At 55.1% G+C, this 26045-nt stretch carries 18 protein-coding genes and 1 pseudogene; 12 read left to right on the plus strand and 7 right to left on the minus strand.

Features of this window, described 5'->3' with window-relative positions:
• Positions 1 to 117: 117 nt before the first annotated feature.
• Positions 118 to 2224: pseudogene (locus DOQ08_RS08705) on the plus strand (3-hydroxyacyl-CoA dehydrogenase NAD-binding domain-containing protein).
• Between the two features lie 47 nt (positions 2225 to 2271).
• Here DOQ08_RS08705 and aceF read toward each other — a convergent pair.
• Together aceF and aceE are read right to left on the minus strand one after the other, a co-directional pair.
• A complete protein-coding gene (gene aceF / locus DOQ08_RS08710; protein WP_114334510.1) occupies positions 2272 to 3945 on the minus strand; it encodes a dihydrolipoyllysine-residue acetyltransferase in 1674 nt (557 codons plus the stop codon).
• A gap of 10 nt (positions 3946 to 3955) precedes the next feature.
• Entirely contained in the window at positions 3956 to 6619 is a 2664-nt protein-coding gene (gene aceE / locus DOQ08_RS08715; RefSeq protein WP_114334511.1) for a pyruvate dehydrogenase (acetyl-transferring), homodimeric type, read from the minus strand.
• Positions 6620 to 7268: 649 nt separating this feature from the next.
• On the opposite strand from aceE, the gene DOQ08_RS08720 reads away from it, so the two are divergent.
• Positions 7269 to 8633 carry a KamA family radical SAM protein gene (locus DOQ08_RS08720; protein WP_114334512.1) on the plus strand — a complete coding sequence of 455 codons (1365 nt, stop codon included), beginning with the start codon at positions 7269 to 7271 and terminating at the stop codon, positions 8631 to 8633.
• Between the two features lie 66 nt (positions 8634 to 8699).
• Here DOQ08_RS08720 and trxA read toward each other — a convergent pair whose 3' ends face one another.
• The gene (gene trxA / locus DOQ08_RS08725; protein WP_114334513.1) at positions 8700 to 9563 is read right to left on the minus strand and encodes a thioredoxin; all 864 of its coding nucleotides are present in this window, start codon (positions 9561 to 9563) and stop codon (positions 8700 to 8702) included.
• 135 nt (positions 9564 to 9698) lie between these two features.
• Here trxA and lon point away from each other — a divergent pair, with 135 nt between their 5' ends.
• Positions 9699 to 12149, plus strand: coding sequence for an endopeptidase La (lon, locus tag DOQ08_RS08730; protein WP_114334514.1), 2451 nt, complete (start codon positions 9699 to 9701; stop codon positions 12147 to 12149).
• A 209-nt stretch (positions 12150 to 12358) separates the two neighbouring features.
• On the opposite strand, the gene DOQ08_RS08735 is transcribed toward lon, so the two are convergent.
• On the minus strand, positions 12359 to 12853 hold the full coding sequence (locus tag DOQ08_RS08735) for a MarR family winged helix-turn-helix transcriptional regulator (protein ID WP_114334515.1): 495 nt from the start codon (positions 12851 to 12853) through the stop codon (positions 12359 to 12361).
• Positions 12854 to 13054: 201 nt separating this feature from the next.
• Between DOQ08_RS08735 and DOQ08_RS08740 the strand changes: the two genes are divergently transcribed.
• The 6 genes from DOQ08_RS08740 to DOQ08_RS08765 all read left to right on the plus strand — a co-directional run bounded on the left by DOQ08_RS08740 (position 13055) and on the right by DOQ08_RS08765 (position 18955).
• Positions 13055 to 13966: a tetratricopeptide repeat protein gene (locus tag DOQ08_RS08740; RefSeq protein ID WP_114334516.1), complete on the plus strand. Its 912-nt coding sequence runs from the start codon at positions 13055 to 13057 to the stop codon at positions 13964 to 13966.
• A gap of 113 nt (positions 13967 to 14079) precedes the next feature.
• Positions 14080 to 15192 carry a branched-chain amino acid ABC transporter substrate-binding protein gene (locus DOQ08_RS08745; protein WP_114334517.1) on the plus strand — a complete coding sequence of 371 codons (1113 nt, stop codon included), beginning with the start codon at positions 14080 to 14082 and terminating at the stop codon, positions 15190 to 15192.
• A 96-nt stretch (positions 15193 to 15288) separates the two neighbouring features.
• Entirely contained in the window at positions 15289 to 16212 is a 924-nt protein-coding gene (livH, locus tag DOQ08_RS08750; RefSeq protein ID WP_114334518.1) for a high-affinity branched-chain amino acid ABC transporter permease LivH, read from the plus strand.
• Positions 16212 to 17483 (plus strand): high-affinity branched-chain amino acid ABC transporter permease LivM, encoded by a 1272-nt coding sequence (locus tag DOQ08_RS08755; protein WP_114334519.1) that lies wholly within the window; start codon positions 16212 to 16214, stop codon positions 17481 to 17483. Before livH ends, DOQ08_RS08755 begins: the two co-directional genes overlap by 1 nt.
• Positions 17484 to 17488: 5 nt before the next feature.
• On the plus strand, positions 17489 to 18244 hold the full coding sequence (gene livG, locus DOQ08_RS08760) for a high-affinity branched-chain amino acid ABC transporter ATP-binding protein LivG (RefSeq protein WP_114334520.1): 756 nt from the start codon (positions 17489 to 17491) through the stop codon (positions 18242 to 18244).
• Positions 18245 to 18253: 9 nt separating this feature from the next.
• Complete coding sequence (locus tag DOQ08_RS08765) at positions 18254 to 18955, plus strand: ABC transporter ATP-binding protein (protein WP_114334521.1); 702 nt, start codon at positions 18254 to 18256, stop codon at positions 18953 to 18955.
• Between the two features lie 66 nt (positions 18956 to 19021).
• Here the strand turns inward: DOQ08_RS08765 and DOQ08_RS08770 are convergent, their stop codons facing one another.
• A complete protein-coding gene (locus DOQ08_RS08770) occupies positions 19022 to 19462 on the minus strand; it encodes a hypothetical protein (protein ID WP_114334738.1) in 441 nt (146 codons plus the stop codon).
• A gap of 297 nt (positions 19463 to 19759) precedes the next feature.
• Between DOQ08_RS08770 and DOQ08_RS08775 the strand changes: the two genes are divergently transcribed.
• The 3 genes from DOQ08_RS08775 (at position 19760) to DOQ08_RS08785 (ending at position 23012) form a co-directional block, all read left to right on the plus strand.
• Entirely contained in the window at positions 19760 to 20224 is a 465-nt protein-coding gene (locus DOQ08_RS08775) for a DUF3015 domain-containing protein (RefSeq protein WP_114334522.1), read from the plus strand.
• Positions 20225 to 20307: 83 nt separating this feature from the next.
• Complete coding sequence (locus tag DOQ08_RS08780) at positions 20308 to 22173, plus strand: Lnb N-terminal periplasmic domain-containing protein (RefSeq protein ID WP_114334523.1); 1866 nt, start codon at positions 20308 to 20310, stop codon at positions 22171 to 22173.
• The gene (locus tag DOQ08_RS08785) at positions 22143 to 23012 is read left to right on the plus strand and encodes an alpha/beta hydrolase (protein WP_114334524.1); all 870 of its coding nucleotides are present in this window, start codon (positions 22143 to 22145) and stop codon (positions 23010 to 23012) included. The genes DOQ08_RS08780 and DOQ08_RS08785 overlap by 31 nt, the downstream gene beginning before the upstream one ends.
• 231 nt (positions 23013 to 23243) lie before the next feature.
• Here DOQ08_RS08785 and pnp read toward each other — a convergent pair whose 3' ends face one another.
• Together pnp and rpsO are read right to left on the minus strand one after the other, a co-directional pair.
• Positions 23244 to 25358, minus strand: a complete 2115-nt coding sequence (gene pnp / locus DOQ08_RS08790) for a polyribonucleotide nucleotidyltransferase (protein ID WP_227537586.1) — start codon at positions 25356 to 25358, stop codon at positions 23244 to 23246.
• Positions 25359 to 25704: 346 nt separating this feature from the next.
• The gene (gene rpsO, locus DOQ08_RS08795; RefSeq protein ID WP_114334526.1) at positions 25705 to 25974 is read right to left on the minus strand and encodes a 30S ribosomal protein S15; all 270 of its coding nucleotides are present in this window, start codon (positions 25972 to 25974) and stop codon (positions 25705 to 25707) included.
• Between the last annotated feature and the right edge of the window lie 71 nt (positions 25975 to 26045).

Here is a 26045-nt window from a genome sequence, read left to right on the forward strand (position 1 = left end):
AACAGGCAATTGATACCGTATCGGTATAGCAAATATACAAAGTATATAATAGTGGCATTGCGAGGCAGCTGTTAGGGTGTGGCATCGCCCGTAGTTTTAACCAAGGAGCAGCCACACATGACGGTTACCTATCATCGCGAACAAGAGCTCGGCATCATCACAGTCGACAATCCGCCGGTGAACGCCCTGTCCCATGCCGTTCGCCAGGGGCTGAACGATGCCCTTGCCCAAGCCCGGAATGATGACTCCGAGGCGGTCTTGCTATTCTGTGCGGGCCGGACCTTTGTGGCTGGAGCGGACATCACCGAGTTCGGCAAGCCCGTTCAATCCCCCTCACTGCAGCAGGTCAATGAGAGGCTGGAGTCCCTCGGCAAACCGGTGGTTGCCGCTATCCACGGCACTGCGCTCGGCGGCGGGTTCGAACTGGCACTGTGTTGCCACTACCGCTGCGCCAGTCCCTCGGCGGCGGTGGGGCTGCCGGAAGTCAACCTGGGGCTGCTACCGGGTGCCGGAGGCACGCAACGGGTGCCCCGGCTTATCGGCCCCCAAGCGGCCCTGGATATGATCACGGGCGGCCAGAAAATTACAGCAACAGACGCGGCCGGCCTGGGGTTGATCGACCGGGTTCTGGAAGGCGAGCTGAAACCTGCAGCCATCGCGTATGCCCGTGAGCTAATTGCCGGTGGGGCGCCCCTGCGACGGATTCGCGACCTTTCCGTGCCTGCCCCCGGATTCAACCAGAATGCGTTCGACGAATACCGCAAGCAATTGGGCAAACGTAAGCGAGGCCAGCAGGCACCGCAGAAAATCGTCGACTGCATCGAGGCGGCTACCCGGCTGACTTTCGACGAAGGACTGGCATTCGAACGTGAACGCTTTACCGAATGCGTGGCCTCGGAACAGTCCGCTGCCCTCCGCCATATTTTCTTCGCCGAACGCACGGCACCAAAAATCCGTGGCCTGGACACAGCCGTGCAGCCCAGGCCCATCAATCGGGTCGGCATTATCGGTGCCGGCACCATGGGCGGCGGTATCGCCATGGTCTTCGCCAACGCCGGCATACCGGTGACCCTGCTGGAACTGAACGACGAAGGGCTGCAACGCGGCCTGGCGCTGATCGACAAGAACTACGGCATCACCATCGGCAAAGGCAAGTTGTCTGAGCAGGAAGCGGCTGCTCGCCAGGCCCGGATTTCCGGCAGCACAGACTATCATTCCCTGGCCGATGCCGACCTGGTTATCGAAGCGGTTTTCGAGAGCATGGATGTGAAACGCCAGGTATTCAGCAAACTGGATGAAGTCTGCAAACCAGGAGCCATCCTGGCCACCAACACCTCCTACCTGGACGTCAACGAGATTGCCGCCACTACGACCCGGCCAGAGGATGTCGTCGGCATGCACTTTTTCAGCCCCGCCAACGTCATGCGACTGCTGGAAGTGGTGCGTGCAGACAAAACCGCAGACGACGTTCTGGCCACTGCCATGTCGCTGGGCAAACGTATTGGCAAGGTGCCGGTACTGGCAGGGGTCTGTTATGGCTTCATTGGTAACCGTATGCTCAGACAATATGGCAGGGAAGCCCAGTTGTGCATGATTGAAGGTGCCGCACCAGAGCAGATTGACCGGGTACTGACCAGCTTTGGCATGGCCATGGGCCCCCTGGCCGTTGGCGACTTGGCAGGTCTGGATATTGGCTATAAGGCCCGTCAGGCACTGACAGCTGAACAGAAGGGCGACCCCAGAACCTATTGCATTGCCGATGCCCTGGTTGAACAGGATCGGCTGGGGCAGAAAACGGGTGCCGGCTATTACCGCTACGACCCACAAACCCGCGCACGCACACCAGACCCGGAAGTGCTGGAGATTATCCAGGCGCAGGCGGCACAACACGGCGTTCAGCAAAGGGAGCTTTCGGATGGGGAAATTCTGGACCGACACCTGTTGGCACTGATCAATGAGGGTTTCCGGATTCTGGATTCTGGAGGAAGGGATCGCCCAACGGGCCAGCGATATTGATGTGGTATACGTGTGTGGCTATGGATTTCCGTCTTACCGGGGTGGCCCGATGTTCCACGCCAGCCAGCGCGGCCTGAAAAACGTCTACGACAGTATTCTGAGGCTTCAGAAACAGACCGGCGAGGCGCACTGGGCACCCGCTCCGTTATTGGAGCAACTGGTAAGTGAGGGCAGAAGCCTCAGCGATTGGGAATCTGATAGAACCTGAGAAGCAACACCGCTCTGGCCAGGGATGACCGGAGCGGTGTTGAGAGATCACAACAGCAGAGTACGAATATCCCCCAACAGCTGCGTCAACAGGTTGGTAAACCGGGCGGCATCTGCCCCATTCACCGCCCGGTGGTCGTAAGACAGCGACAGCGGCAGCATCAGCCGCGGCTGGAACTCCTTGCCGTCCCACACCGGTTTCATGGAGGCCTTGGACACACCCAGAATCGCCACTTCCGGCGTATTCACGATCGGTGTGAAAGCAGTGCCCCCGATACCACCCAAACTGGTGATGGTGAAGCAAGCGCCCTGCATTTCAGCCGGTTTGAGCTGTTTGTCTCTCGCCTTCTGTGCAAGCTCGGCGCTTTCAGCCGCCAGCTCCCACAAGCCTTTCTGGTCAACGTCCCGGATCACCGGCACCATCAAACCGTGGGGGGTATCCACCGCAATGCCTATATGAATGTACTTCTTGCGCACCACTTCCTTGCGCTCCATGTCCAACGATACGTTGAACTGAGGCAATTCGGCCAGCGCAGCAGCACAGGCTTTCAGCAGGAACGGCAGCGGAGTCATTTTCACGCCCCGCTTTTCGCCGGCGGCCTTCTGTGCTTTGCGGAAGGCTTCCATTTCGGTGATGTCGGCATCGTCAAACTGGGTCACGTGAGGCACGTTCAGCCAGCTGCGCTGCATGTTGTTCGCCGTAGTGAACATCATGCGAGACATGCTTTCCCGCTCAACCTCACCGAACTTGCTGAAGTCCGGCAGTTTGACTGCGGGGATGCCGCTTCCGCCACCCACAGAAGAACCCTGCTGCACCTGCTGTAGCTGGCCCTTTACGTAATCCTGAACATCGTCTTTCAGGATTCGGTTCTTCGGGCCGGAACCCTTGATGCGAGTCAGGTCTGCACCCAGCTCCCGCGCCAGTTTCCGAACCGCCGGGCCTGCATGCACCTTGGCACCCGGTGAAGGTGGTGCGTAGGTGGCACTTTGAGCCGGGCTGTCTTCTGTTTTTTCCGGCTTGGCATCGGATTTGGCTTCTGCCTCGTCTGCGCTTTCTTTGGCTGGCGCTTTCTCTTCTTCGGCTTCAGATTCGTCCGTTTCCCCACTTTCGTCTTCGACGACCAGATCCAGCAAGTCGGCGCCTTCAGAAAGTTTGTCACCTTCTTTCACCAGCAATTTACTCACTTTGCCGGCGAAAGGAGATGGAATTTCCATGGTCGCTTTGTCGGATTCCACGGTCACCAGTGGGTCGTCTACTGCAACCGTGTCACCCTCCGAGACGTTAATCTCGATGACCGGAATGTCTTCCATACCGTCGAGCGAGGGTACTTTCACTCGTTCCGTGCGCGAGCCACCCGACTGCTTCTTCGGAGCCGGCTTGCTGTCTTCGGACTTGGCTTCAGGCTTCTCTTCCGAGTCGGATTTGCTTTCAGCCTCCGCACTCCCGGAACCCTCTTCCTCATCGCCTGAATCGCCGGAGTCATCGCTGGCAACGAGCATCGCCACCACGTCGCCCTCTTTGATTTTGTCACCGACTTTGGCGGTGATCTTGCTGATCTTTCCGGCTGCAGGTGACGGTAATTCGACCGTCGCCTTGTCGGTTTCAACCGTCAGAATCGGATCTTCTTCCTGGACTGTATCCCCTTCACTGGCGATGATTTCGATCACCTCGACTTCATCAGCACCGCCGAGATCGGGAACTTTAATTTCCTGTTCACTCATAGCGGACTCCTTAGCTGTGCGCCGGGTTCGGTTTGTTGCGATCGATACCGTACTTGCGCATCGCTTCGAGAACCTGCTTCTGGTCGATTTCGCCGTCTTTAGCTAAAGCCGCCAACGCATCAACCGTGACGTAATAACGGTCTACCTCGAAGAAGTTACGAAGCTTCTCGCGGGTATCGCTACGGCCGAAGCCGTCGGTGCCCAACGTCATGTAGGTAGCCGGGATGTATGCCCGCAGCTGTTCGGAATGCAGCTTGATGTAGTCGGTTGATGAAATCACCGGCCCTTTCTGCTTTTCCAGACACTGGGTGACGTATGCCTTACGCGGCTTGTCATCCGGGTGCAGTGCGTTCCAACGTTCAACGTGCTGACCATCGCGGGCCAGTTCGTTGTAGCTGGTTACACTCCAGACATCCGATGCCACTCCCCAGTCTTCTTTCAGCAACTGAGCGGCTTCGCGCACTTCGTTGAAAATGGCACCGGCGCCCATCAACTGAACCCGCGGCGATTTTTTCTTGCCTTTGGCTTCAACGGATTCAAACAGGTACATGCCTTTGATGATGCCTTCCTCACAGCCCTTGGGCATCGCAGGCTGCACGTAGTTCTCGTTTTCCATGGTCAAGTAGTAGAAAACGTTCTTGTCTTCTTCAAACATCTCCTTCATGCCATGGTGGATCACCACCGCCATCTCGTACCCGTAGGCCGGGTCGTAGGCTTTACAGTTCGGAATGGTGTTGGCCAGCACATGGCTGTGGCCATCTTGGTGCTGCAGACCTTCGCCGTTCAGCGTGGTTCGCCCTGCGGTACCGCCAATCAGGAACCCGCGAGCCTGCATATCGCCCGAGGCCCAGGCCAGGTCACCAATTCGCTGGAAACCAAACATAGAATAGAAGGTGTAGAACGGAATCAGCGGGAAGCTGTTATTGCTGTAGGACGTAGCCGCGGCCATCCAAGTCGCCATGGCACCTGCTTCGTTGATGCCTTCCTGCAAGATCTGGCCCTGCTTGGCTTCACGGTAATACATGATCTGGTCACGGTCTTGAGGCACGTACTTTTGCCCTTCGGACGTATAGATGCCCAGCTGACGGAACATACCTTCCATACCAAAGGTGCGGGCTTCGTCTGGCACAATCGGCACCACACGCTTGCCCACGCGCTTGTCTTTAACCAAAGCACCCAGCAGACGCACAAACGCCATGGTGGTGGAAATCTCACGGTCACCGGAGCCTTCCAGCACCGCTTTGAAGATATCCAGATCGGGTATCTGCAAAGGCTGGCACTCTTTGTTGCGTTTGGGATAGAAGCCGCCCAGTTCCTGGCGCTTCTTCTTCATGTAAACCAGCTCAGGGCTGTCTGGTGCCGGACGGTAATACGGCACATCTTCCAGCTCTTCGTCTTTCAGTGGCACACCGAAACGGTCCCGGAACGCCTTAAGCGTATCCAGATCGAGTTTCTTCAGCGAGTGCGCCGTGTTCTGCGCTTCACCCGCGGCACCAAAGCCGTAACCTTTGATGGTGTGGGCCAAAATCACCGTCGGCTTGCCGTTATTCTGGTGCACGGCGCGGTGGTAGGCCGCGTAGACCTTGTATGGATCGTGGCCGCCACGGTTCAGCTTGGCGATGTCGTCATCCGACAGGCGTTCAACCAGCTTGGCCAATTCCGGATATTTTCCGAAGAACTCTTTACGGGTAGCAGCCGGGCCTTTGAACGCGTAGTTCTGCAGATCGCCGTCGCACACCTCATCCATGGCGCGCTGCATGATGCCGTCTTCGTCTTGTTCAAACAGCGGATCCCACATACGGCCCCAAACGACTTTAATGACGTTCCAGCCGGCACCCCGGAAGACGCCTTCCAGCTCTTGCATGATCTTGCCGTTACCACGAACCGGACCATCCAGACGCTGCAGGTTGCAGTTCACTACAAAGATCAGGTTGTCCAACTTCTCTCGGCCAGCCTTGGAGATACAGCCGAGGGTTTCGGGCTCGTCACACTCGCCGTCGCCCAGGAAGCTCCACACTTTTCGATCGCCCATGTCGATCAGTTCGCGGCTATGCAAATACTTCATCACATGCGCTTGATAGATGGATTGGATTGGTCCGAGCCCCATGGAGACAGTCGGGAACTGCCAGTAGTCAGGCATCAACCATGGGTGCGGGTAGGAGGACAGGCCTTCGCCGCCGGTTTCTTCACGATATTTGTCCAACTGCTCTTCGCTGAACCGGCCTTCAAGGAACGAACGCGCATAGATACCCGGCGCCGCATGCCCCTGGAAATACACCAAATCGGAATCCCGCTTGTCATCGCCACCGTGGAAGAAGTAGTTGAAGCCCACGTCATACAATGTGGCGGCAGAAGAGAACGTAGAAATGTGGCCACCCAAATCGCCCGGGCGCTTGTTAGCCCGTACCACCATGGCCATGGCGTTCCAGCGAATCAGTGAGCGAATTCGGCGTTCCATGAACAGATCGCCCGGCATCCGCGCTTCCTGCGTCACCGGAATCGTATTGCGGAATGGCGTGGTGATGGAGTACGGCAACTCGGTGCCATCTCGACTGGCTCGCTCGGAAAGGCGCTCCAATATGTATTTAACTCGGTCTATACCTTCATTCTCGATCAGAGATTCCAGTGCATCTAACCATTCTCTGGTCTCAATGGGATCATCATCCTGGTACATCTAACCCTCCCCTGAACCTAACGAATGCAACGTGCGCCACGATCAGCAGCCGAACACGATGCGAAATTGGAAACTGCGATAACAGGCAGCTTTATTGTTGAAGTAACAGCTTGCGAGAAATGCTGAGTGGCCTGCATGACTTCCCTCAAGCATAGAACAGCTTTCATTTTTTTCCTGGGCAGGCCGATACAACCGCGCCCTTAGAAAAGACAACACAGCGGCCTTAGCCCACCACTAAACCAGGAAAGAAAACGGCTAAAATTACGTACTTTTAGCAAAACAAACACGCATTTTCGTCAGAAACTTGAAATAACGACTGAAGAATCCGCCTGATTTCTGTTTATTTACGTAATAATGACCAACTCACCACACTAAAACAACACGCCTCAGACCAAGGTCTGATACACCTACGCCCCTTACAAACCTTCGCGTTGCTAAATACTTTTCCGGCCTCCAACGAATGAGCGCACCCCTCAACCACAGGCCTTCAGCCCAAAACAGCAACCTCAGCGGCAATTCGACCCGACCTGCAAATTAATTAGAACTGAAAATATTTTCAGAATTCTGTATAATTTTCGGCCCGTTTTTTAGACAACTGTGAAGGTGCTATAGCCTTCTTTTATTTTTATTTCCCAACAGAGGGCGATCTATGAACTCCATCGTCACCTTTCCTAACCGTATCCCGGTGCAGGAATTCGAAGAACGCCGATTCAAGGTGTTTACTGACCGCCAGCTCGACAAAATTGAAGCCATTCAGGATCTGCCAGAAGAAACCCTGTTTGAGATGAAGGTTGTGGCCAGCGTGCTGCCTTTCCGCGTCAACGAATACGTCATCAACGAGCTGATCAACTGGGACAAGGTACCGAACGATCCCATCTACCAGTTGGTGTTCCCGCAAAAGGGCATGCTAAAGGACGAGCATTACGAACAGATGGCACAGCTGCACCGGGACGGCGCAGACAAGAAAGACATTCAGGCTCTTGCCAAGCAAATCCGCGACGACCTGAACCCGCACCCAGCCGGCCAAATGGAAATGAACATGCCGGAGCTGGACGGTGAAGTACTGGACGGCGTTCAGCACAAGTACCGCGAAACCGTGCTGTTCTTCCCGGCCCAAGGCCAGACCTGCCACTCTTATTGCACCTTCTGCTTCCGCTGGGCGCAATTTGTCGGCGACAAAGACTTGAAGATGGCCAGCACCGAAGCCGAGAAGCTGCACGGCTACTTGCAGGAGCACACCGAGGTAACCGACTTGCTGGTGACCGGTGGCGATCCGATGGTGATGAAAACCAAGAACCTGGTTCAGTATTTGGAGCCACTGCTGCAGCCGGAATTCGACCACGTTCAGACCATCCGTATCGGCACCAAGGCCCTGACTTTCTGGCCCTACCGCTTCGTGACTGACAAGGATGCAGACGAACTGATCGAACTGTTCGCCAAACTGGTTGATGCCGGCAAGCACGTGGCGATCATGGCGCACTACAACCACTGGCAGGAAATCACCACCGACATCGCGGAAGAAGCCATTCGCCGCATCCGTGCCACCGGTGCTGAAATCCGAGCACAGGGCCCGCTGATCAAACACGTTAACGACAACGCCGATGACTGGGCGAAGCTGTGGAAGCGTGAAGTGAAGCTGGGCATCATCCCCTACTACATGTTTGTAGAGCGGGACACCGGCGCCAAGAACTACTTCGAAGTGCCACTAGCGGAAGCCTACAACATCTACCGCGAAGCCATGAAGAAAGTCTCTGGCCTGGCCCGTACCGCTCGAGGCCCCAGCATGAGCGCCGGCCCCGGCAAGGTAGAAATCCAGGGCATCGCCGAAATCCAAGGCGAGAAGGTTTTCGTGCTGCGCTTCCTGCAGGGCCGCAACCCGGATTGGGTACAGCGCCCGTTCTTCGCCAAGTACAGCGAAACAGCCACTTGGTTGCACGAGCTGGAACCGGCTTTCGGAGAGGAGAAGTTCTTCTTTGAAGATGAGTTTGAACAGATGAAGAAAGGGAATGGTTAAGGCCATAGCCTGAAGTAGATGCAAAAAGGCCAGATGAAGGAATTCATCTGGCCTTTTACTGCAACCTCAATGCATCAACGTATACAACTTCCTCCGATACGTCCGCACATCCGCATTGTTGTTCCCCAGTTTCTCAAACAGCTCCACCAAGGTCGTCTTGGCCACACCATCTTTATAAGTGCTATCCGCCTGCATTAACCGGATCAACAAATCCATCGCCTCGGCATTCTGCTCTTGTAGTACTTTGTGTAGCGCTAACTGATGCAAAGCCTCTGGATCTTTCGGATTGGCTTCCAGCGTTTGCTCCAAGCCTTCGATGGCCGGCAGTTCGCTGGACTGCTTCAAAAACTTAACGCGGGCCGCCAGCTGCTTGGCTTTGGTCTGCAATTTTTCTTCCGGCGGCAGACTGTCCAGCACTTGCTCGGCGGTTTCCAGGTCGCCCTGCTCGGCTTTTAGCTGGGCCAGATCGATCAGTACGTTGAGGTTCTCAGGATCCTTCTGGTTCATTTCCGTCAGGATCGCCAGAGCACCGTCCAGATCACCCGCTTCCCAGAGCGCGTGAGCTTTTTCGTACGGGTCTTCTGCCGGCGCTTCCACATGCTTTTCCAGCACTTTGCGAATTTCACTTTCCGGCTGGGCACCGTTGAAGCCGTCTACAGCCTGGCCGTCTTTTACCAGAATCACGGTCGGCAGGCTGCGCACCCCCAAGGACGAGGTCAGCTCTTGCTGCTCATCGGCATTCACTTTGGCCAACAAAAAGTTGCCTTGGTATTCGTCCGCCAGCTTTTCCAGTATCGGCATCAGCTGCTTGCACGGCGCACACCAGTCCGCCCAGACATCCACCAAAATGGGCGTTTTGGCGGAGGCTTCCATTACCTCCTGCGGAAAGTTGTCCATGGTGGCGTCAAAGATATAGGGTGAAGCAGTCATAAAGTTACCCGGTCATAAGGATGTTTAATGGCTTTGGTAATGGGGGCCAGACAATAAAAAATCAAGCCAACTTGAAAATCCCGCCATCGCCGTTACATAAGATAGTAAACACTCACGCCTTTAGAGCGAAACGGTATGAATGACGAGAACCGCAAAGACTCCCTGGAAGAATTTGAAGACGACGTGACCGAATACATCGGCAAAGAGGACAACAACAAAGCGCTTGCGTTACCCCAACAGGCACGGCCGCAACGGATGTACGTGTTGCCAGTAACCAATAGACCTTTCTTTCCGGCACAGGTGCAGCCGGTGATGGTCAACGAAGATCCGTGGCACGAAACCCTGAAACGGGTGGCGGACACCGACCACAAAATGCTGGGCATTTGTTTTGTTGAAGACACGGCAAGCGAATCCGGTGTGCCCACCAGCGACGAGCTGGAGGTTATGGGCTGCGCGGTTCGCGTTCACCAGGCCCAGCGCGAGAACGGCAAAGTGCAGTTCATCGCCCAAGGCCTGCACCGGTTCAAAATCGTGCAATGGCTGCGCCGCCGCCCGCCCTATCTGGTGGAGGTCGAGTACCCCGAAGAACCAGAAGAGCCGGCCGACGAGCTCAAGGCCTACACGCTGGCCATCATCGGTGCCATCAAAGAGCTGCTGCGTACCAACCCGCTCTATGGGGAAGACGTAAAGCAGTACTTGTCTCGCTTCGGCCCGGACGACAGCTCACCGCTGGCCGATTTCGGGGCATCCATGACCAGCGCGCCCGGTCAGGAGCTGCAAGACGTTCTGGATACCGTGCCACTGCTTCGCCGCATGGAGCGAGTACTCCTGCTCATGCGCAAAGAGTTGGAAGTCGCGCGCCTGCAGTCCGAGATCAACGAAGAAGTGAACGAAAAGGTGCAAAAGCACCAGCGCGAATTCTTCCTGCGCGAACAGCTGAAAGTCATTCAGCGGGAACTGGGCATCGCCAAAGACGACAAAACCGCCGATGCCGAGCGCTTCGAAGCGCGGATGGCCAAACTGAATCCGCCGGAAGCCGTGCAAGAACGTTTCGCTGAAGAAATCCAGAAACTGCAGATACTCGAGCAAGGCTCACCGGAATACGGTGTAACCCGCAATTATCTCGACTGGATCACGCAAGTGCCTTGGGGCAAATACTCCGAAGACCACTTCGACCTCGCGGCTGCGCGCAAAATACTGGACCGGGACCACGACGGCCTCAACGATGTCAAAGACCGTATCATTGAATTCCTCGCCGAAGGCTCGTTCAAGGGCGAAATGAGCGGCTCCATCCTGTTGCTGGTGGGCCCACCCGGCGTGGGTAAAACCTCCATCGGTCATTCCGTAGCAGATGCTTTGGGCCGGGAATTCTACCGCTTCAGTGTTGGCGGTATGCGCGACGAAGCCGAAATCAAAGGCCATCGCCGCACCTACATAGGCGCAATGCCCGGCAAGTTTGTGCAGGCACTGAAAGACACCAAAGTGGCCAACCCGGTGATCATGCTGGATGAGATCGACAAAATCGGCTCATCCTTCCAGGGCGATCCTGCATCAGCGCTGCTGGAAACCCTGGACCCGGAGCAAAACAAAGAGTTTTTGGATCACTACCTCGATGTGCGCATGGACCTGTCCAAAGTCCTGTTCATTTGCACCGCGAACCAGTTAGACACCATTCCCCGGCCACTGCTGGACCGGATGGATGTCATCCGGCTGTCTGGCTACATCGGTGAAGAAAAGCTCGCCATTGCCAAGCATTACCTGATCCCTCGACTGCTCAAGCGTGCCGGCTTACTGAAAAAACAGCTAAACATTTCAGACGCTGCCGTGCGGCAAGTGATTGAAGGGTACGCCCGGGAAGCTGGCGTGCGCAGCCTGGAAAAACTGCTGCACAAAATCATCCGCAAAGGCATTGTGAAACTGCTGGAAAATCCGGACGAACCGGTCAGAGTGGGTGTGGGCGACTTAACCACCTACCTTGGCCAACCGGCGTTCCGTAAAGAGAAGTCCCTGAAAGGCACCGGCGTGGTGACTGGCCTCGCGTGGACCGCCATGGGCGGAGCGACCTTGAGCATCGAAGCCTCCCGCGTGCATACCAACCACCGGGGCTTCAAACTGACCGGGCAACTGGGCGACGTGATGCGCGAGTCCGCAGAAATTGCCTACAGCTACGTGGCCTCCAACCTGAAGCGGTTCAAAGGCGACCCGACCTTTTTCGAAAAGTCGTTCGTCCACCTGCACGTGCCCGAAGGTGCAACACCGAAGGACGGCCCCAGTGCCGGTATCACCATGGCCACGGCGTTGGTTTCTATCGCTCGCAGAGAAGCTCCGCAGCAGAACATTGCCATGACTGGCGAACTGACACTTACTGGGCAGGTGCTGCCCGTTGGCGGGATTCGTGAAAAAGTGATTGCCGCAAGACGACAGAAGATCAGTAATCTGATTCTGCCGGAGGCGAACCGGGGGGACTACGAAGAGTTGCCGGATTATCTCAAAGAAGGGTTAACCGTGAACTTTGCCAAGAACTACAACGATGTGTTCCAGGTGTGCTTTGGCAATAAGCCGAAGAGTGGGTCTAGCGTGCACTAATTCCCGTAAGTTCGGAGAATGGGGGTCTGTCCTCGTAGGGACAGCCCCCGTCGCAAGCTTCTTGCTGACAGCATACTGACTAATTTCGTCGGCGCTGGGCGGGGCGTGTGTTTTCTGCCGGAAAAAGATGTCTGAGCGAAGCGAGTTATTTTTCCAAAGAAAACACACGCCCCACCCAGTGCCAGCCCCCAAATTTCAAACAACCAGCCTCAGGCCTTTTCCTTCCAGCCATCATCCTTCAATACCGACCCCACTGTCAGAACCGGCGAAGCATCAATATCATCGGCATCCATCATATGGGCCACGCGCTGCAACGACGACAAAATCATCGTCTGCTCCCACTCTGCCAGATTCTGAAACTTCTCAATAAAATCTTCCTGCAAAGGATTCGGTGCACGAGCCAACAGATCGGCCCCATCTTCGGTCAAATGGGCATGCACTTTGCGCTTATCTTTAGTGCTACGCACACGATAAACCAACTTGCGGTGTTCAAGACGGTCCAGAATGGTCGTTACCGTCGCCTGACTGAGGCTGACATTTTCGGCAATCGTACCGATTGTCACCTCCCCCAAGTCACGAATGGTACGCATAATCAGCAACTGAGGCCCGGTCAGCCCGGCATGCTTACTCAACCGTTTCGAATGCAAATCCGTTGCCCGGATAACTCGCCGAAGCGCTACCAACACCTGCTCGTAACTATCCAAAACTCGACTCCCAAGCGATTTATTTATACCTCTAACTATTAGAGGTCTTCGAACCTCTCGATGCAAGTGCGAATATTACCTAGCTCAGCTGCGCAGCCTGGTGCCGACAATCCGGGCGGCCCCTCGACATTATTTCTAATGGCCACTGTGCTAAGGTCAATCACGGATACTGTTCTACTCAACGAAAAACGGACACCTTTAATGATCAGGCACTACCTCGTTTTCATCCTCGCCCTTATTTTTGCCGGACACCTCCATGCACAAGGGCAGGAACTTGGCCCGGATAAAGAGCTGACCGACGAAGACCTGGAAGGAAGCATCAAAACGCTGGAAAAACCGATGTATACCCCTTTCGTGGAGCTATACCTGCTCGACGAAACCAAAGCGCTTCGCCAAGACATGCAAAACACCCGAGCGGAACTTATCGAGAAAGTTGTCGAAAAAGAACTGTCCGTAGCGGACAAATCCATGTCTTATGCCGCCGATACGGTCACCTACTTCTTCTATTTGATTGCCGGCGCCACCTCTATCCTGGTCGTTATCGGCTGGAACTCGATTCGGGACATGCGCCACCAGCTCACCGGCTTGGCAGAGGAACGGGTGAATGAATTGGTGGTGGAATACGAAAAACGCTTGAAAGCCATCGAAGTCCAGTTGCAGCAAAAGTCTGAGATCATTCACCAGAACCAGGCGGAAATCGAGCTGACCAACGAGGTGCATGCGCTCTGGCTGAAAGCCAGCCAAGAAACGTCTCAACAGAACAAGATCAACACCTACGACCAGATCCTGGAGCTACGACCAGACGATGTGGAAGCGCTAAGCTACAAAGCCGATGCCGTTCTCGAAATACAAGAACCGCTCTGGGCCATCAGCCTGTGTAACCGTGCCCTCAAACTGGCACCGGACAACGGTCACGCGCTTTACCAGCTTGCCTGTGCCTTTGCCGAGATTGGCCGCTGGGAAGATGCCGTTGCCAACCTTGCCAAAGCCATCGAGATCTCCGAAGCCTATCGAGACGACGCATCGGTTGATCCAAGCTTCGAGCAATTGCACGATCACGAAAACTTCAAAAATTTGGTTTATATCGACCGCGATGACCCGGAAGACACCTAAACTGGCGGATGTATCGCGGCCCTAGACGCATTTGCTTGACAAGGCCTGAGCTGTGGTGTTTCTTAACTCATTGTGAACATAAGAATAACCCTGACACACAGGAACAAAACACGATGAACATTTCCGCAAAGAAACTCGCTACCGCTGTAAGCGCGTCCGTAGCCCTGATGGCCGCAGGCCATGCTTCTGCTGATATTAAAATAGGCATTGCAGGCCCGATGACAGGCCCGGTCGCTCAGTATGGTGACATGCAGTTCTCAGGCGCCCGCATGGCCATCGAACGCATCAACGCCGCCGGCGGTGTGATGGGCGAAGATCTGGTTGCCGTTGAAGTCGATGACGTTTGCGACCCAAAGCAAGCCGTGACCGTGGCTAACCGCCTGGTGAACGAAGGCGTTCAGTACGTTATTGGCCACCTGTGTTCGAGTTCTACCCAGCCTGCCTCCGACATCTATGAAGACGAAGGCATTCTGATGATCACCCCGGCCTCCACCAGCCCGGAAATCACCGAGCGCGGTTATGAGCTGGTGTTCCGCACCATCGGCCTGGACAGCATGCAAGGCCCCGTCGCAGGTAACTACATCGCCAGCCAGAAGCCGGAGCGAGTTGCCGTTGTTCACGATAAACAACAGTACGGTGAAGGCATTGCCACTGCGGTTCGTGACACCCTGAAAGATGCCGGCATCGAAGTGGCCATGTTCGAAGGCATCACCGCCGGCGACAAAGACTTCTCCTCGCTGGTCACCAAAATCAAACAAGCCAACGTGGACTTCGTTTACTACGGCGGCTATCACCCGGAGCTTGGGCTAATCCTGCGTCAGGCTCGCCAGACCGATGTTAAAGCTAAGTTCATGGGCCCTGAAGGGGTTGGCAACAAAGACATCAACACCATCGCCGGTGAAGCCGCTGAAGGCTTGCTGGTCACCCTACCGCCAAGCTTTGATGAAAAAGCCGAGAACCAGGAGCTGGTTAAAGCGTTCAAAGACAAAGGCGAAGATCCATCCGGCCCGTTTGTTTTGCCTTCATACACCGCCGTTCAGCTGGTAGCTGAAGGCATCAAACAAGCCGATTCCAAAGATCCGTTTGACGTTGCCGCCGCTCTGCGCGCCAACAGCTTTGAAACTCCGATCGGAACCGTTCAATACGACAAAGCCGGGGACCTGAAGTCCTTCGAATTCGTGGTTTACGAATGGCACTCTGACGGTAGCAAGACTCCGGCACAGTAAGCCAAACCCTCTTCCGAGGTATAAATAAGAGCACCTTCCAACCGCGATCCGGGGGAAGGTGCTTTTCTGGCCGTATGCATTCGGAGCTCCCCCAGCATGCAAGACCTCCTGTATTTTTCCCAACAGCTCGTTAACGGGCTCACGATCGGGAGCACTTACGCCCTGATCGCCATCGGCTATACGATGGTTTACGGCATTATCGGCATGATCAACTTCGCCCATGGCGAAATCTACATGATCGGCGCCTACACCGCGCTTATTGCCATTACCGGCTTAGCCACTCTCGGCGTTGCCTGGTTACCTGTGATTTTATTGGTTGCGCTGATTTGCGCAGTGATCGTTTCCAGCTCCATGGGCTGGGCCGTTGAACGGGTCGCCTACCGACCGGTGCGCGGTCGTCACCGGCTAATACCGCTCATCTCCGCTATCGGTATGTCGATCTTCCTGCAGAACTACGTCCATTTGGCCCAAGGTTCGCGCAACATCGGCTTTCCGGCACTGATCGACGGCGGTTTTCGCTTTGGCGCGCCTGAAAGCTTCCAGCTTTCGCTCTCCTACATGCAAATCACCATTTTTATCACCACGCTGATCTGCATGACCTTGCTTTCCCTGTTCATTTCACGCTCTCGCATAGGGCGGGCGTGTCGAGCCGTTTCCCAGGATTTGGGCATGGCCAACCTGTTGGGTATCGATACCAACCGAATCATCTCGGCGACCTTTGTCATCGGCGCATCGCTGGCGGCGGTTGCCGGTTTATTGTTGGGCATGTACTACGGATCGGTTGACCCTCTGTTTGGTTTTATAGCCGGCCTGAAAGCCTTCACCGCAGCGGTACTGGGCGGCATTGGCAGCATTCCCGGCGCCATGCTCGGCGGTTTGATTCTCGGTGTCTCGGAAAGCATGACCTCCGGCTATCTGAGCGGCGAATACAAAGACGTTGTTTCGTTCAGTTTGCTGATACTGATTCTGCTGTTCAAACCCACCGGCCTGCTTGGCAAACCGGAGGTTGAGAAGATCTGATGGCAACACACAACTTAAAACACGCGTTGTTCTGCGCAATCGTTACGGTCGTGATCGCCTACCCGATTCTTGGCCTCAATCTGGTGGCACAAGGCACCGAAATCGGGCTGGAAGGCGCAACACCCAGCACCATTATTTCGATATTTCTGGCGGCCGGTATCGTATTCTTCTTCCAGCTGTTCCGTGACAGCATCATGGGCAACCTGGGCAAACTGCCCAAGCTGAATCCGCTCAGCGGTCGCGAACCCATGCCCGCGGAGAAACGGGCGAAAGTCGAGGCCTGGGTGCTTACCGGCATTATCGTACTGGCCTTGTTCTGGCCCTTCGTGGTGTCGCGTGGCGCGGTCGATCTGGCCACACTGGTGCTTATCTACATCATGCTGGCTCTAGGCCTGAACGTGGTAGTCGGTCTGGCCGGTCTGCTCGACCTTGGCTACGTCGCCTTCTATGCCGTCGGCGCCTACACCTTCGCCCTGCTTTACCACTACTTCGGTTTCACCTTCTGGATGGCCTTACCGGTTGGTGCCTTGCTGGCCGCCACCTTTGGCATGGTGCTCGGGTTCCCGGTGTTACGGCTGCGGGGCGATTATCTGGCCATTGTAACGCTGGGCTTTGGAGAAATTATTCGCATTCTTTTGAACAACTGGACGGCGGTTACCGGCGGCCCGAACGGTATCGGCGGCATTCCCGACCCGACCTTGTTCGGTATGGAATTCGGTCGCCGGGTCAAAGAAGAAGGCAACACCTCCTTCCACGAAACCTTTGGCATCGCCTACAGCGGTGAACACAAGGTCATCTTCCTGTACCTGATTGCTCTGGTGTTGGCGGTCATTACCGCACTGGTGATTCGCCGCTTAATGCGCATGCCAGTTGGACGGGCCTGGGAAGCGCTTCGCGAAGATGAAATCGCAGCCCGCTCTCTGGGTTTGAGCCGCACCGCCGTGAAGCTTTCTGCATTCACCATTGGCGCCTTCTTTGCCGGTTTTGCCGGCACCGTGTTCGCTTCCAAACAGGGTTTCATCAGCCCGGAATCCTTCGTCTTCCTGGAATCGGCCATCATTCTGGCGATTGTGGTGCTGGGCGGTATGGGGTCCCAGATAGGCGTTATTCTCGCGGCCATAGCCGTTACCATTCTGCCGGAGCTCGCGCGTGAGTTCTCAGACTTCCGCATGCTCGTATTTGGAGCCGCAATGGTTCTGATGATGGTATGGCGGCCTCAAGGTCTGATGCCGATGCGTCGAATTCCCATTGCACTGAACCGGCAGGAGTGACAGGTATGTTAGAAGTACAAGATCTGTCCATGCGCTTCGGCGGTCTGCTGGCCGTGGACGGCGTAAATCTGGACGTTCAGAAGCATGAAATCGTCTCGGTGATCGGCCCTAACGGTGCCGGCAAAACCACCGTGTTCAACTGCCTCAGCGGGTTTTACAAACCCACTGGCGGCAAGATTCTCTTTGAAGGCAAAGAGGTACAAGGCAAGCCAGACTATAAAATCTCACGGCTTGGCATGGTGCGCACCTTCCAGCACGTTCGTTTATTTGGCCAAATGTCAGTGGTCGAGAACTTACTGGTTGCTCAGCACCGCCATCTCAACACCAATCTGCTCTCCGGGCTGTTGAAAACGCCAGATTATCGCTCCCGGGAAAAACGATCTTTGGACAAGGCCGCCTATTGGCTGGAACGGGTTGGCCTTCTGGAACTCGCCAACCGGGAAGCCGGCAACCTGGCCTACGGCCAGCAACGCCGTTTGGAGATCGCCCGCTGCATGGTCACCGAGCCCAAGCTATTGATGCTCGACGAGCCCGCTGCCGGCCTCAACCCGGCCGAAACCAAAGATCTCAATCAGCTGATCGTGAGCCTGAAAGAGGATTACAACGTTTCAGTGCTGCTCATCGAGCACGACATGAGCCTCGTTATGGACATCTCCGACCGGATTACCGTCATTAACCAAGGCCGCCCTCTGGCCAGCGGTACCCCCGACGAAGTTCGCCAGAACGACGACGTGATCAAAGCTTATCTGGGCGAGGCCTGAGGAAGACGCATGCTAGTACTGGAAAACGTTCATACACATTACGGCAAAATCGAGGCGTTACACGGCGTCTCTGTTGAAGTGAACAAGGGAGAAATCGTTTCGCTGATTGGTGCGAACGGCGCTGGTAAAACCACCCTGCTAATGACGGTATGCGGCAACCCGCAGGCCAGTTCCGGGCGTATTATTCTGGAAGGCAAGGACATCACTCACGATGCCACCTCCAGCATCATGCGCTCCGGCATTTCGATCGTGCCGGAAGGCCGGCGGGTATTTTCCGGCCTGACCGTGGAAGAAAATCTGCACATGGGCGGTTTCTTCAACACCAAGTCGGAAATTCGTAAAAGCCAAGATCACGTTTACGAGCTGTTCCCTCGTCTCAAAGAACGTGAAAACCAGCGCGCCGGCACCATGTCAGGCGGTGAGCAGCAAATGCTTGCCATTGGCCGGGCACTGATGAGCAAGCCCAACATGATCATTCTGGATGAGCCATCACTGGGCTTGGCCCCGATCATCATTCAGCAGATCTTCGAGATCATCGGTCACTTGCGAGATGAGGGTATTACGGTATTTCTCGTTGAGCAAAACGCGCATCAAGCGCTGAATTTGGCGGATAGGGGCTATGTGCTCGAAACCGGGAAGATCCGGTTGCACGATACAGGAAAGAACTTACTGAACAATCCGGAGGTTCGGGAAGCGTATCTGGGGGGCTGACCTGTGCCCATCAAAAAAGCCGGAGAGGGGATTTGCCCTGCTCCGGCTTTTTTGCACTCACAAAGCTTATTTAATGCTTCGGATTGTGCCTTTGTAACCTTCAACTTTTACGTCGATGGTGCCAAAGAAGCCGTAGCCTTCCTGCTTGATGGTGTAGCGAGGAGCTACGATCACATCAGCGCCGGACTCGGTAATGGCGTTGTAAGCTGCAGCTGCTTTAACTTTTTCAGTCAGAGAAGCACCACCCAGTGAAAGCAGAGAACCGCCACCGTTAGCACCGTAAGCAACGCCGTCAGCGTATTCGTTCTCAGCACCCAGAGTCAGCAGACCAAACAGCTGAGTAACAGAAGATTCGCCAGTGATTTTTTCGCCAACTTCGATGTCAGCTTTAACGTCAGTGGCAACAGCACCGGTCAGAGGCAGAGAAGGAGCACTGGTGTTCAGGGAGCTACAACCAGTCAACGCGCCGGCCATTACAAGGCTTGAGGCAATAAGCAATTTTTTCACAATCATGTCTCCATGTGTCTTTTTAGGTCGCCATCTTGGCGGGCGGAACTATACGCAACGCGCTCTTCTATGACAACCCAATATAACTCCCGCCTTTATAAACGAATTAGTAATAAGAACCTGTTCATAAAATCAAGCTAAGTACTTCGTATAGTTTGCGTTTTTCCAAACTTGTCTATACTTACCTGAGCGGTTTGAAATCAGGGCACTATCCTCCGAGCCGTTCTCATCTAATAAATGATTAGCCTAACGTTTAGGCGTTTTGTGACGAGAGAAAAACCACACAAGGAGTGGATAATGAAAAAACTGATCGCAGGTGCAATTCTTCTAGGTGCTTCTTCTATGGCATTCGCGCAGCCCGGCTGTGGTGTTGGTGCAATGATCTGGAAGGGACAGTCCGGCATTGCTCCACACGTGCTGGCGGCCACCACCAACGGAACCTTCGGTAACCAGACCTTTGGTATGACGACCGGTACACTGGGTTGCTCCACTAACCAGTCGGTTCAATCCATGGCCATGTACATGGACAGCAACATCGACAAGGTTGCCCGTGACATGTCCCGCGGCTCCGGTGAAAACCTGGACACACTGGCCGTTCTTCTTGGCGTAGAAGAAGCGGATCGCGCTGATTTCCGTCAGGTACTGCAGGACAACTTCGCAACCATTTTCCCGAACTCTGAAACCACGTCTGGCGAAGCGGTAGACGCTATCGTAGCCCTGCTTGAGCAGAACAAATCTCTGAGCAAGTACGTAGCGGCCTAATCGCCTAGCCCCGAAGGATTGAACCTGCGCTATGGATGGCGCACTATCCTTGTCTCCACTCAAACCGGATGTACCAAACACCCATGGGCTACCTCTTGCGCACTGGGCAGGCTGCTTTATGGCTTGCGAGCACCTTGGCAACCCACACTGCCTTCGCTTCAAATCTCGAAAACCTACACGAACATCCCGTTTGGCTCACGCTCGGCCATTATCACGAAAACCGTTTTGGTAGCGGCTACACCAGCCAGGCCGATGATCCTGAGTTTTTTCTGAGCTCAAGCGGCAAGACCAGCCCCGAGGCAGAACTCGCCGCCACCCTTGAAGCGATTCAACAGCCCGGTGAAGGTGATGATCACGCCCGCTGCCGCTTCCCGGCCCGGGATGCCTGGCTAAGAGAACAGCTTGACCTGCCCGATGATCCGGTAACTTGCCCGGCTTATGAAGACTGGGCTGACACGCTAAACACAGAAAAGGTCACACTGGTGTTTGCAGCGTCTTACCTGAATAGCCCGTCGTCCATGTTTGGCCACACCTTCCTGAGGCTAGACCCACCTCAGGACGACAACGAAACCGACTTGCTGCTGGCGAACACCATTTCCTATGCCGCCGATGCTGCTGAACACGACAGCGAGCTGCTGTTTGCCTATCGCGGCATCTTCGGTGGTTACCCGGGAATCACCTCCATCAAGCCCTATTACGAGATGATTCGCCTTTACAACGACATCGAACACCGGGACTTATGGGAATACACCCTGAACCTGAGCCAGGCCGAAGTCGATACCATGCTAGCCCACACCTGGGAAATCCAAGACAAGAACTTCGATTATTACTTTTTCGACGAAAACTGCGCCTACCGACTGCTCGCGCTTATTGACGTAGCCCGCCCGGGAACAGAGTTGCTAGAGGAAGTAAGCACTCACGCTATCCCTTCCGACACAGTGCGCTGGGTACGCGACAAAGATCTGGTTGAAAGCATCCATTACCGGCCGTCCGCCGCAACAGCCGTTAGCCACAACCTTGAATCCCTGCCCGACGAGCACCAAACCATCGCCGCAGCGATTGCCAACGGTTACGTGAAACTGGACGACCCGGAAGTCCTGAACTTGCCTCCCGGTGAAAAGGCACGCTTGCTCGACGCCACCTACGACTACGTTCGCTACCAGAGCGAAGCCGACAACTGGCCCCGCGAGTTTGCAGCCCCGTTATCACACCAGCTGCTGGTTACCCGTAGCCGCATCGACAACGCCGAACCGATTCCTCCAGTGCCGGAACCCACTGTGCGAGACGACCAAGGCCACGACACCTTCAGGCTCAGCCTGAGCTCCGGCCAACTGGCTCACAACGAATTCACCGAACTGACCATCCGGCCGGCCTATCACGATATCGTCGATCCACCCGAAGGCTACCGAACCGGTGCGCAGCTGCAGTTCTTGCGATTGGATGCACGCCTTTATCATGACAACGACGAACTTCAGGTCGAACAAATCACTGGCGTCGAAATTCGCTCCTTGAGCCCCCGCAACCAGTTTTTCTCGCCCACCTCCTGGCAAGTCGGCTTCGGCGGCCGCCGCACCGACACGGGAACCAAGCGAGTGCTCGCGCCTTATCTGGAAGGTGGAGCCGGAGGAAGCTGGAGCCTTGGCGACAACAGCCAACTCTTCGCCATGGCAACGGCTGACCTCGAAATCGACGACGACATCCGCCGCGGCTACGACTTCGCCCCGGGCGCAGACCTTGGCGCGCTGCACCAAAGCCCCCGCTTCAGCTTACTCGGTGGAGTAAAAACCAAAGCCTGGATCGTCAGCAGCCAACACCGGCAAGACCAGCTCTACCTGAAAGCCAACTACCACATCGGCCGAGAATTCAGCCTATTCACCGAATTCACCCGAGAAGACCACTTCGATAGGTACCAAAGCACATGGCAGGCAGGCATCCACGCGTACTTCTGAATCCCAAAGCGCTCACCAGCGTTTTCTTGGTGTTTCTAGCACTGCTGCAAACCGGTTGCAGCAGTGTTTTCTTCTATCCGAACAACACCACCTACATCACACCAGACCGGCTCGAACTGGACTATGAAAACGTATTCCTGAACACCGCCGACGGAGAAACCCTACACGGCTGGTGGCTCCCCGCTCGCACGGACGAACCCGCCAAGGGCACCATCTACTATCTCCACGGTAATGCCCAAAACGTAAGCGCTCACATACTCAACGTCGCCTGGCTGCCACCACAAGGCTACAACGTCTTCACGATAGACTACCGAGGCTACGGCCAATCCACCGGCGCCCCCGACATCGAAGGCGCCCTACATGACGTAGAAACCGGCCTACGCTGGCTAGCCGAACACCACACCGACCAACCCCTATACCTCCTCGGCCAAAGCCTCGGCGGTGCACTAGGGATTGCCCTTGCCAACGAATGGGTACAACGCAACGAACACCCCGAACTCAACGGCGTCATCCTCGACGGCACCTTCTCCGGCTTCCGCTACATCGCCCGGGAAAAACTCAACAACCTCTGGCTAACCTGGCCCTTCCAATACCCCCTGAGCTGGACCATCCCCGACAACTACGAAGGTACCGACCGAATTGCAGACATAGCGCCCGTACCGGTGATGATCATCCACAGCATCCGGGACGGCATTATCCCGTTCCACCACGGCACAAGGCTCTATGATGCCGCTGAGCAACCAAAAGAATTTCTCCAGACGGACACCCCTCACGCGGCCACGTTCGTGATCCCTGCGTACCGTGAGGCGGTTCTGGAGTTTATGAAAGGTAGCCTCTAGTTTCGAAGCTAAAGTGTGTTTCGAAACCACTGACCAAGACCGGTGCGTGATTTGGGAAAGGCACTTTCAAAAGTCTTGAGGGCCAAGGACGGCCCGAAAGAAGCGCACATGGATGTGCTCGTAGCGTCTTTTGAAAGTGCCTTTCCCAAACCACGCTACCCCATACTTGAGAACAGCCAGAAACGAAAAAACCCGCCAAAAGGCGGGTTTTCTCAAGACAAACCAGAAATCTTAGTCAGCGAATTCAGTTGCCTGCTCGCCTTCCTTAACTTCCTTCATGGACAGCTTAACGCGGCCACGGTTGTCCACATCCAGAACCTTAACCAGAACTTCCTGACCTTCGCTCAGCTCATCAGTCACGTTCTCGATACGGCGCTCAGAGATCTGGGAAATGTGCACCAGACCATCCTTGCCAGGCAGAATGTTCACAAACGCACCGAAGTCCACAATCCGCTCAACACGGCCTTTGTAGATAGCGCCCACTTCGATCTCAGCAGTGATTTCCTTAACACGATTCATCGCCGCCTGAGCCGCTTCACCGTTTTCTGCGTAGATCTTCACGTTACCATCGTCATCCAGATCGATAGACGCACCGGTCTCATCACAGATAGAACGAATAGTCGCGCCACCCTTACCGATCACGTCACGGATCTTGTCCGGGTGGATCTTGATAGTCGTGATGCTAGGCGCACGATCAGACAGCTTAGAACGCGGCTCAGAGATAACCTTGTTCATCTCGTCCAGGATGTGCAAACGCGCAGCCTGTGCTTGCTCCAGAGCGATCTCCATGATCTCGTCAGTGATACCGTTGATCTTGATATCCATCTGCAGAGCAGTGATACCTTCTTTGGTACCGGCAACCTTGAAGTCCATATCGCCCAAGTGATCTTCGTCACCCAGGATGTCGGTCAGAACAGCGAACTTGTCGCCCTCTTTAACCAGACCCATCGCGATACCGGCAACCGGCGCCTTGATCGGCACACCAGCGTCCATCAACGCGAGGCTTGAACCACAAACGGAAGCCATAGAGCTGGAACCGTTAGATTCAGTGATCTCGGAAACCGAACGGATAGCGTACGGGAATTCTTCGATAGTCGGCATAACTGCCAGAACGCCACGCTTAGCCAAACGACCGTGACCCACTTCACGACGACCCGGAGTACCTACGCGGCCGGCTTCGCCGACAGAGTACGGAGGGAAGTTGTAGTGGAACATGAACGGATCTTTACGCTCACCTTCCAGTGCGTCGATGGTTTGAACGTCACGGGTGGTACCCAGAGTTGTAGTCACGATCGCCTGAGTTTCACCACGGGTGAACAGCGCAGAACCGTGAACAGAAGGCAGAATGCCCACTTCCACCTGGATCGGACGAACAGTCTTGTTATCACGACCGTCGATGCGCGGCTTGCCATCGATAACCTGCTGACGAACAACCGTCTTCTCGACTTTGCCAAAGTACTTCTTCACCAAGTCGGCTGAAGGCTGGTCTTCTTCTTCACCGGCCAGCTTTTCAACGGCAGCGGCTTTGATTTCACCCAAGCGCTCGTAACGAGCCATCTTGTCGCGAATCGCATAGGCTTCTTCGATCTGACCAACGAAGTCGGCTTTGATCGCTTCCAGCAATCCGGTGTCTTCCGGCTCTGGCTGCCAGTCCCAACGCGGCTTGCCATTCTCTGCAGCAAATTCTTTGATGGCGTTGATAGCGGCCTGCATTTCCTGATGGGCGTAAAGAACGCCGCCCAGCATCTGGTCTTCAGAAAGACCTTTAGCTTCGGACTCAACCATCAGCACGGCTTCGTCAGTACCGGCAACAACCATGTCCAGAAGAGACGTTTCCAGCTCTTCGAAAGACGGGTTCAGGAAGTAACCTTTGTCGTTAGTAAAACCAACGCGCGCAGCGCCGATCGGGCCGTCAAAAGGAATACCGGAAATAGCCAAGGCAGCAGAAGCGGCCAACATGGCAGCGATATCCGGGTCCTGCTTCTTGTCGGTCGACATAACCGTCAGAATCAACTGAACTTCATTCATGAAGCCAGTCGGGAACAGAGGACGAATCGGACGGTCGATCAGACGCGACGTCAGAGTTTCTTTCTCGGAAGGACGACCCTCACGCTTGAAGAAACCGCCAGGGATTTTGCCCGCAGCGTAAGTCTTCTCGGAGTAATTAACGGTCAGCGGGAAAAAAGGCTGGCCCGGCTTCGCTTCACGGACACCAACAACGGTACCCAGAACGGAGGTATCACCACAGGTAACCAAAACAGAACCCGTTGCCTGACGAGCAACGCGGCCGGTTTCCAGTGTGAAGGTGTGTCCACCCATTTCAAATGTTTTCGTTCGTGGTTGCAGATCCACAATTTACTCCTGCTTTTCAACTGTTTAATACGTAGCTGATGAATGATTCATCATAGCCCGTGTTTTTCATTTATGCCGCAGCAGTCTGAACTGTGAACCAAAAGGCAACCCGTCTGAAAGCTAACAGGCTGTCGCAAAAACCCGGCAACGCCCCGGCTTTTCGACAACCTGCTTTCAATATCGGCTTTCCATTACGACAGGGAAAATCCTTTGGTGTCACGGACAAATCAACTGCAGCAGATGACCATCTGGTTGCCTTACCAGCAAGCGCAGACAGCGGAGGAGAAAACTCGGCTGGCCGCGGGAACCCCCGGGCCAGCCTTCAGGTCACTAAATCCGATTAGCGACGCAGACCCAAACGCTTGATCAACTCAAGGTAACGGTCAGCATTTTTACGCTTCAGGTAGTCCAGCAGCTTACGACGCTGGTTTACCATGCGGATAAGACCACGGCGGGAATGGTGATCCTGCTTGTTGGCCTTAAAGTGATCCTGCAGCTTGTTGATGTTAGCGGTCAGCAGAGCCACCTGAACTTCAGGGGAACCGGTATCGCCTTCACCTTGCTGAAAATCTGTAACGATTTGAGCTTTCTCACTGGCAGTAAGTGCCATATAACACCTCATTGTTTGCGATGCTGATAAATCCGGCCGAACCGCGCATCTCTACAGCCCGGCTACACAGC

This window comes from Marinobacter litoralis, from assembly GCF_003336705.1.
GTDB lineage: Bacteria > Pseudomonadota > Gammaproteobacteria > Pseudomonadales > Oleiphilaceae > Marinobacter > Marinobacter litoralis.

Bases quoted from the DNA above. Each gene is read 5' to 3' on its own strand.
- trxA (WP_114334513.1), bottom strand. From the start codon at position 9,563: ATGACTGCTTCACCCTATATCTTTGACGCCACCATGGACAACTTTCCG.
- DOQ08_RS08780 (WP_114334523.1), top strand. From the start codon at position 20,308: ATGGGCTACCTCTTGCGCACTGGGCAGGCTGCTTTATGGCTTGCGAGC.
- DOQ08_RS08765 (WP_114334521.1), top strand. From the start codon at position 18,254: ATGCTAGTACTGGAAAACGTTCATACACATTACGGCAAAATCGAGGCG.
- rpsO (WP_114334526.1), bottom strand. From the start codon at position 25,974: ATGGCACTTACTGCCAGTGAGAAAGCTCAAATCGTTACAGATTTTCAG.
- DOQ08_RS08785 (WP_114334524.1), top strand. From the start codon at position 22,143: ATGGCAGGCAGGCATCCACGCGTACTTCTGAATCCCAAAGCGCTCACC.
- aceF (WP_114334510.1), bottom strand. From the start codon at position 3,945: ATGAGTGAACAGGAAATTAAAGTTCCCGATCTCGGCGGTGCTGATGAA.
- aceE (WP_114334511.1), bottom strand. From the start codon at position 6,619: ATGTACCAGGATGATGATCCCATTGAGACCAGAGAATGGTTAGATGCA.
- DOQ08_RS08740 (WP_114334516.1), top strand. From the start codon at position 13,055: ATGATCAGGCACTACCTCGTTTTCATCCTCGCCCTTATTTTTGCCGGA.
- DOQ08_RS08775 (WP_114334522.1), top strand. From the start codon at position 19,760: ATGAAAAAACTGATCGCAGGTGCAATTCTTCTAGGTGCTTCTTCTATG.
- DOQ08_RS08745 (WP_114334517.1), top strand. From the start codon at position 14,080: ATGAACATTTCCGCAAAGAAACTCGCTACCGCTGTAAGCGCGTCCGTA.
- lon (WP_114334514.1), top strand. From the start codon at position 9,699: ATGAATGACGAGAACCGCAAAGACTCCCTGGAAGAATTTGAAGACGAC.
- DOQ08_RS08720 (WP_114334512.1), top strand. From the start codon at position 7,269: ATGAACTCCATCGTCACCTTTCCTAACCGTATCCCGGTGCAGGAATTC.
- livH (WP_114334518.1), top strand. From the start codon at position 15,289: ATGCAAGACCTCCTGTATTTTTCCCAACAGCTCGTTAACGGGCTCACG.
- DOQ08_RS08755 (WP_114334519.1), top strand. From the start codon at position 16,212: ATGGCAACACACAACTTAAAACACGCGTTGTTCTGCGCAATCGTTACG.
- livG (WP_114334520.1), top strand. From the start codon at position 17,489: ATGTTAGAAGTACAAGATCTGTCCATGCGCTTCGGCGGTCTGCTGGCC.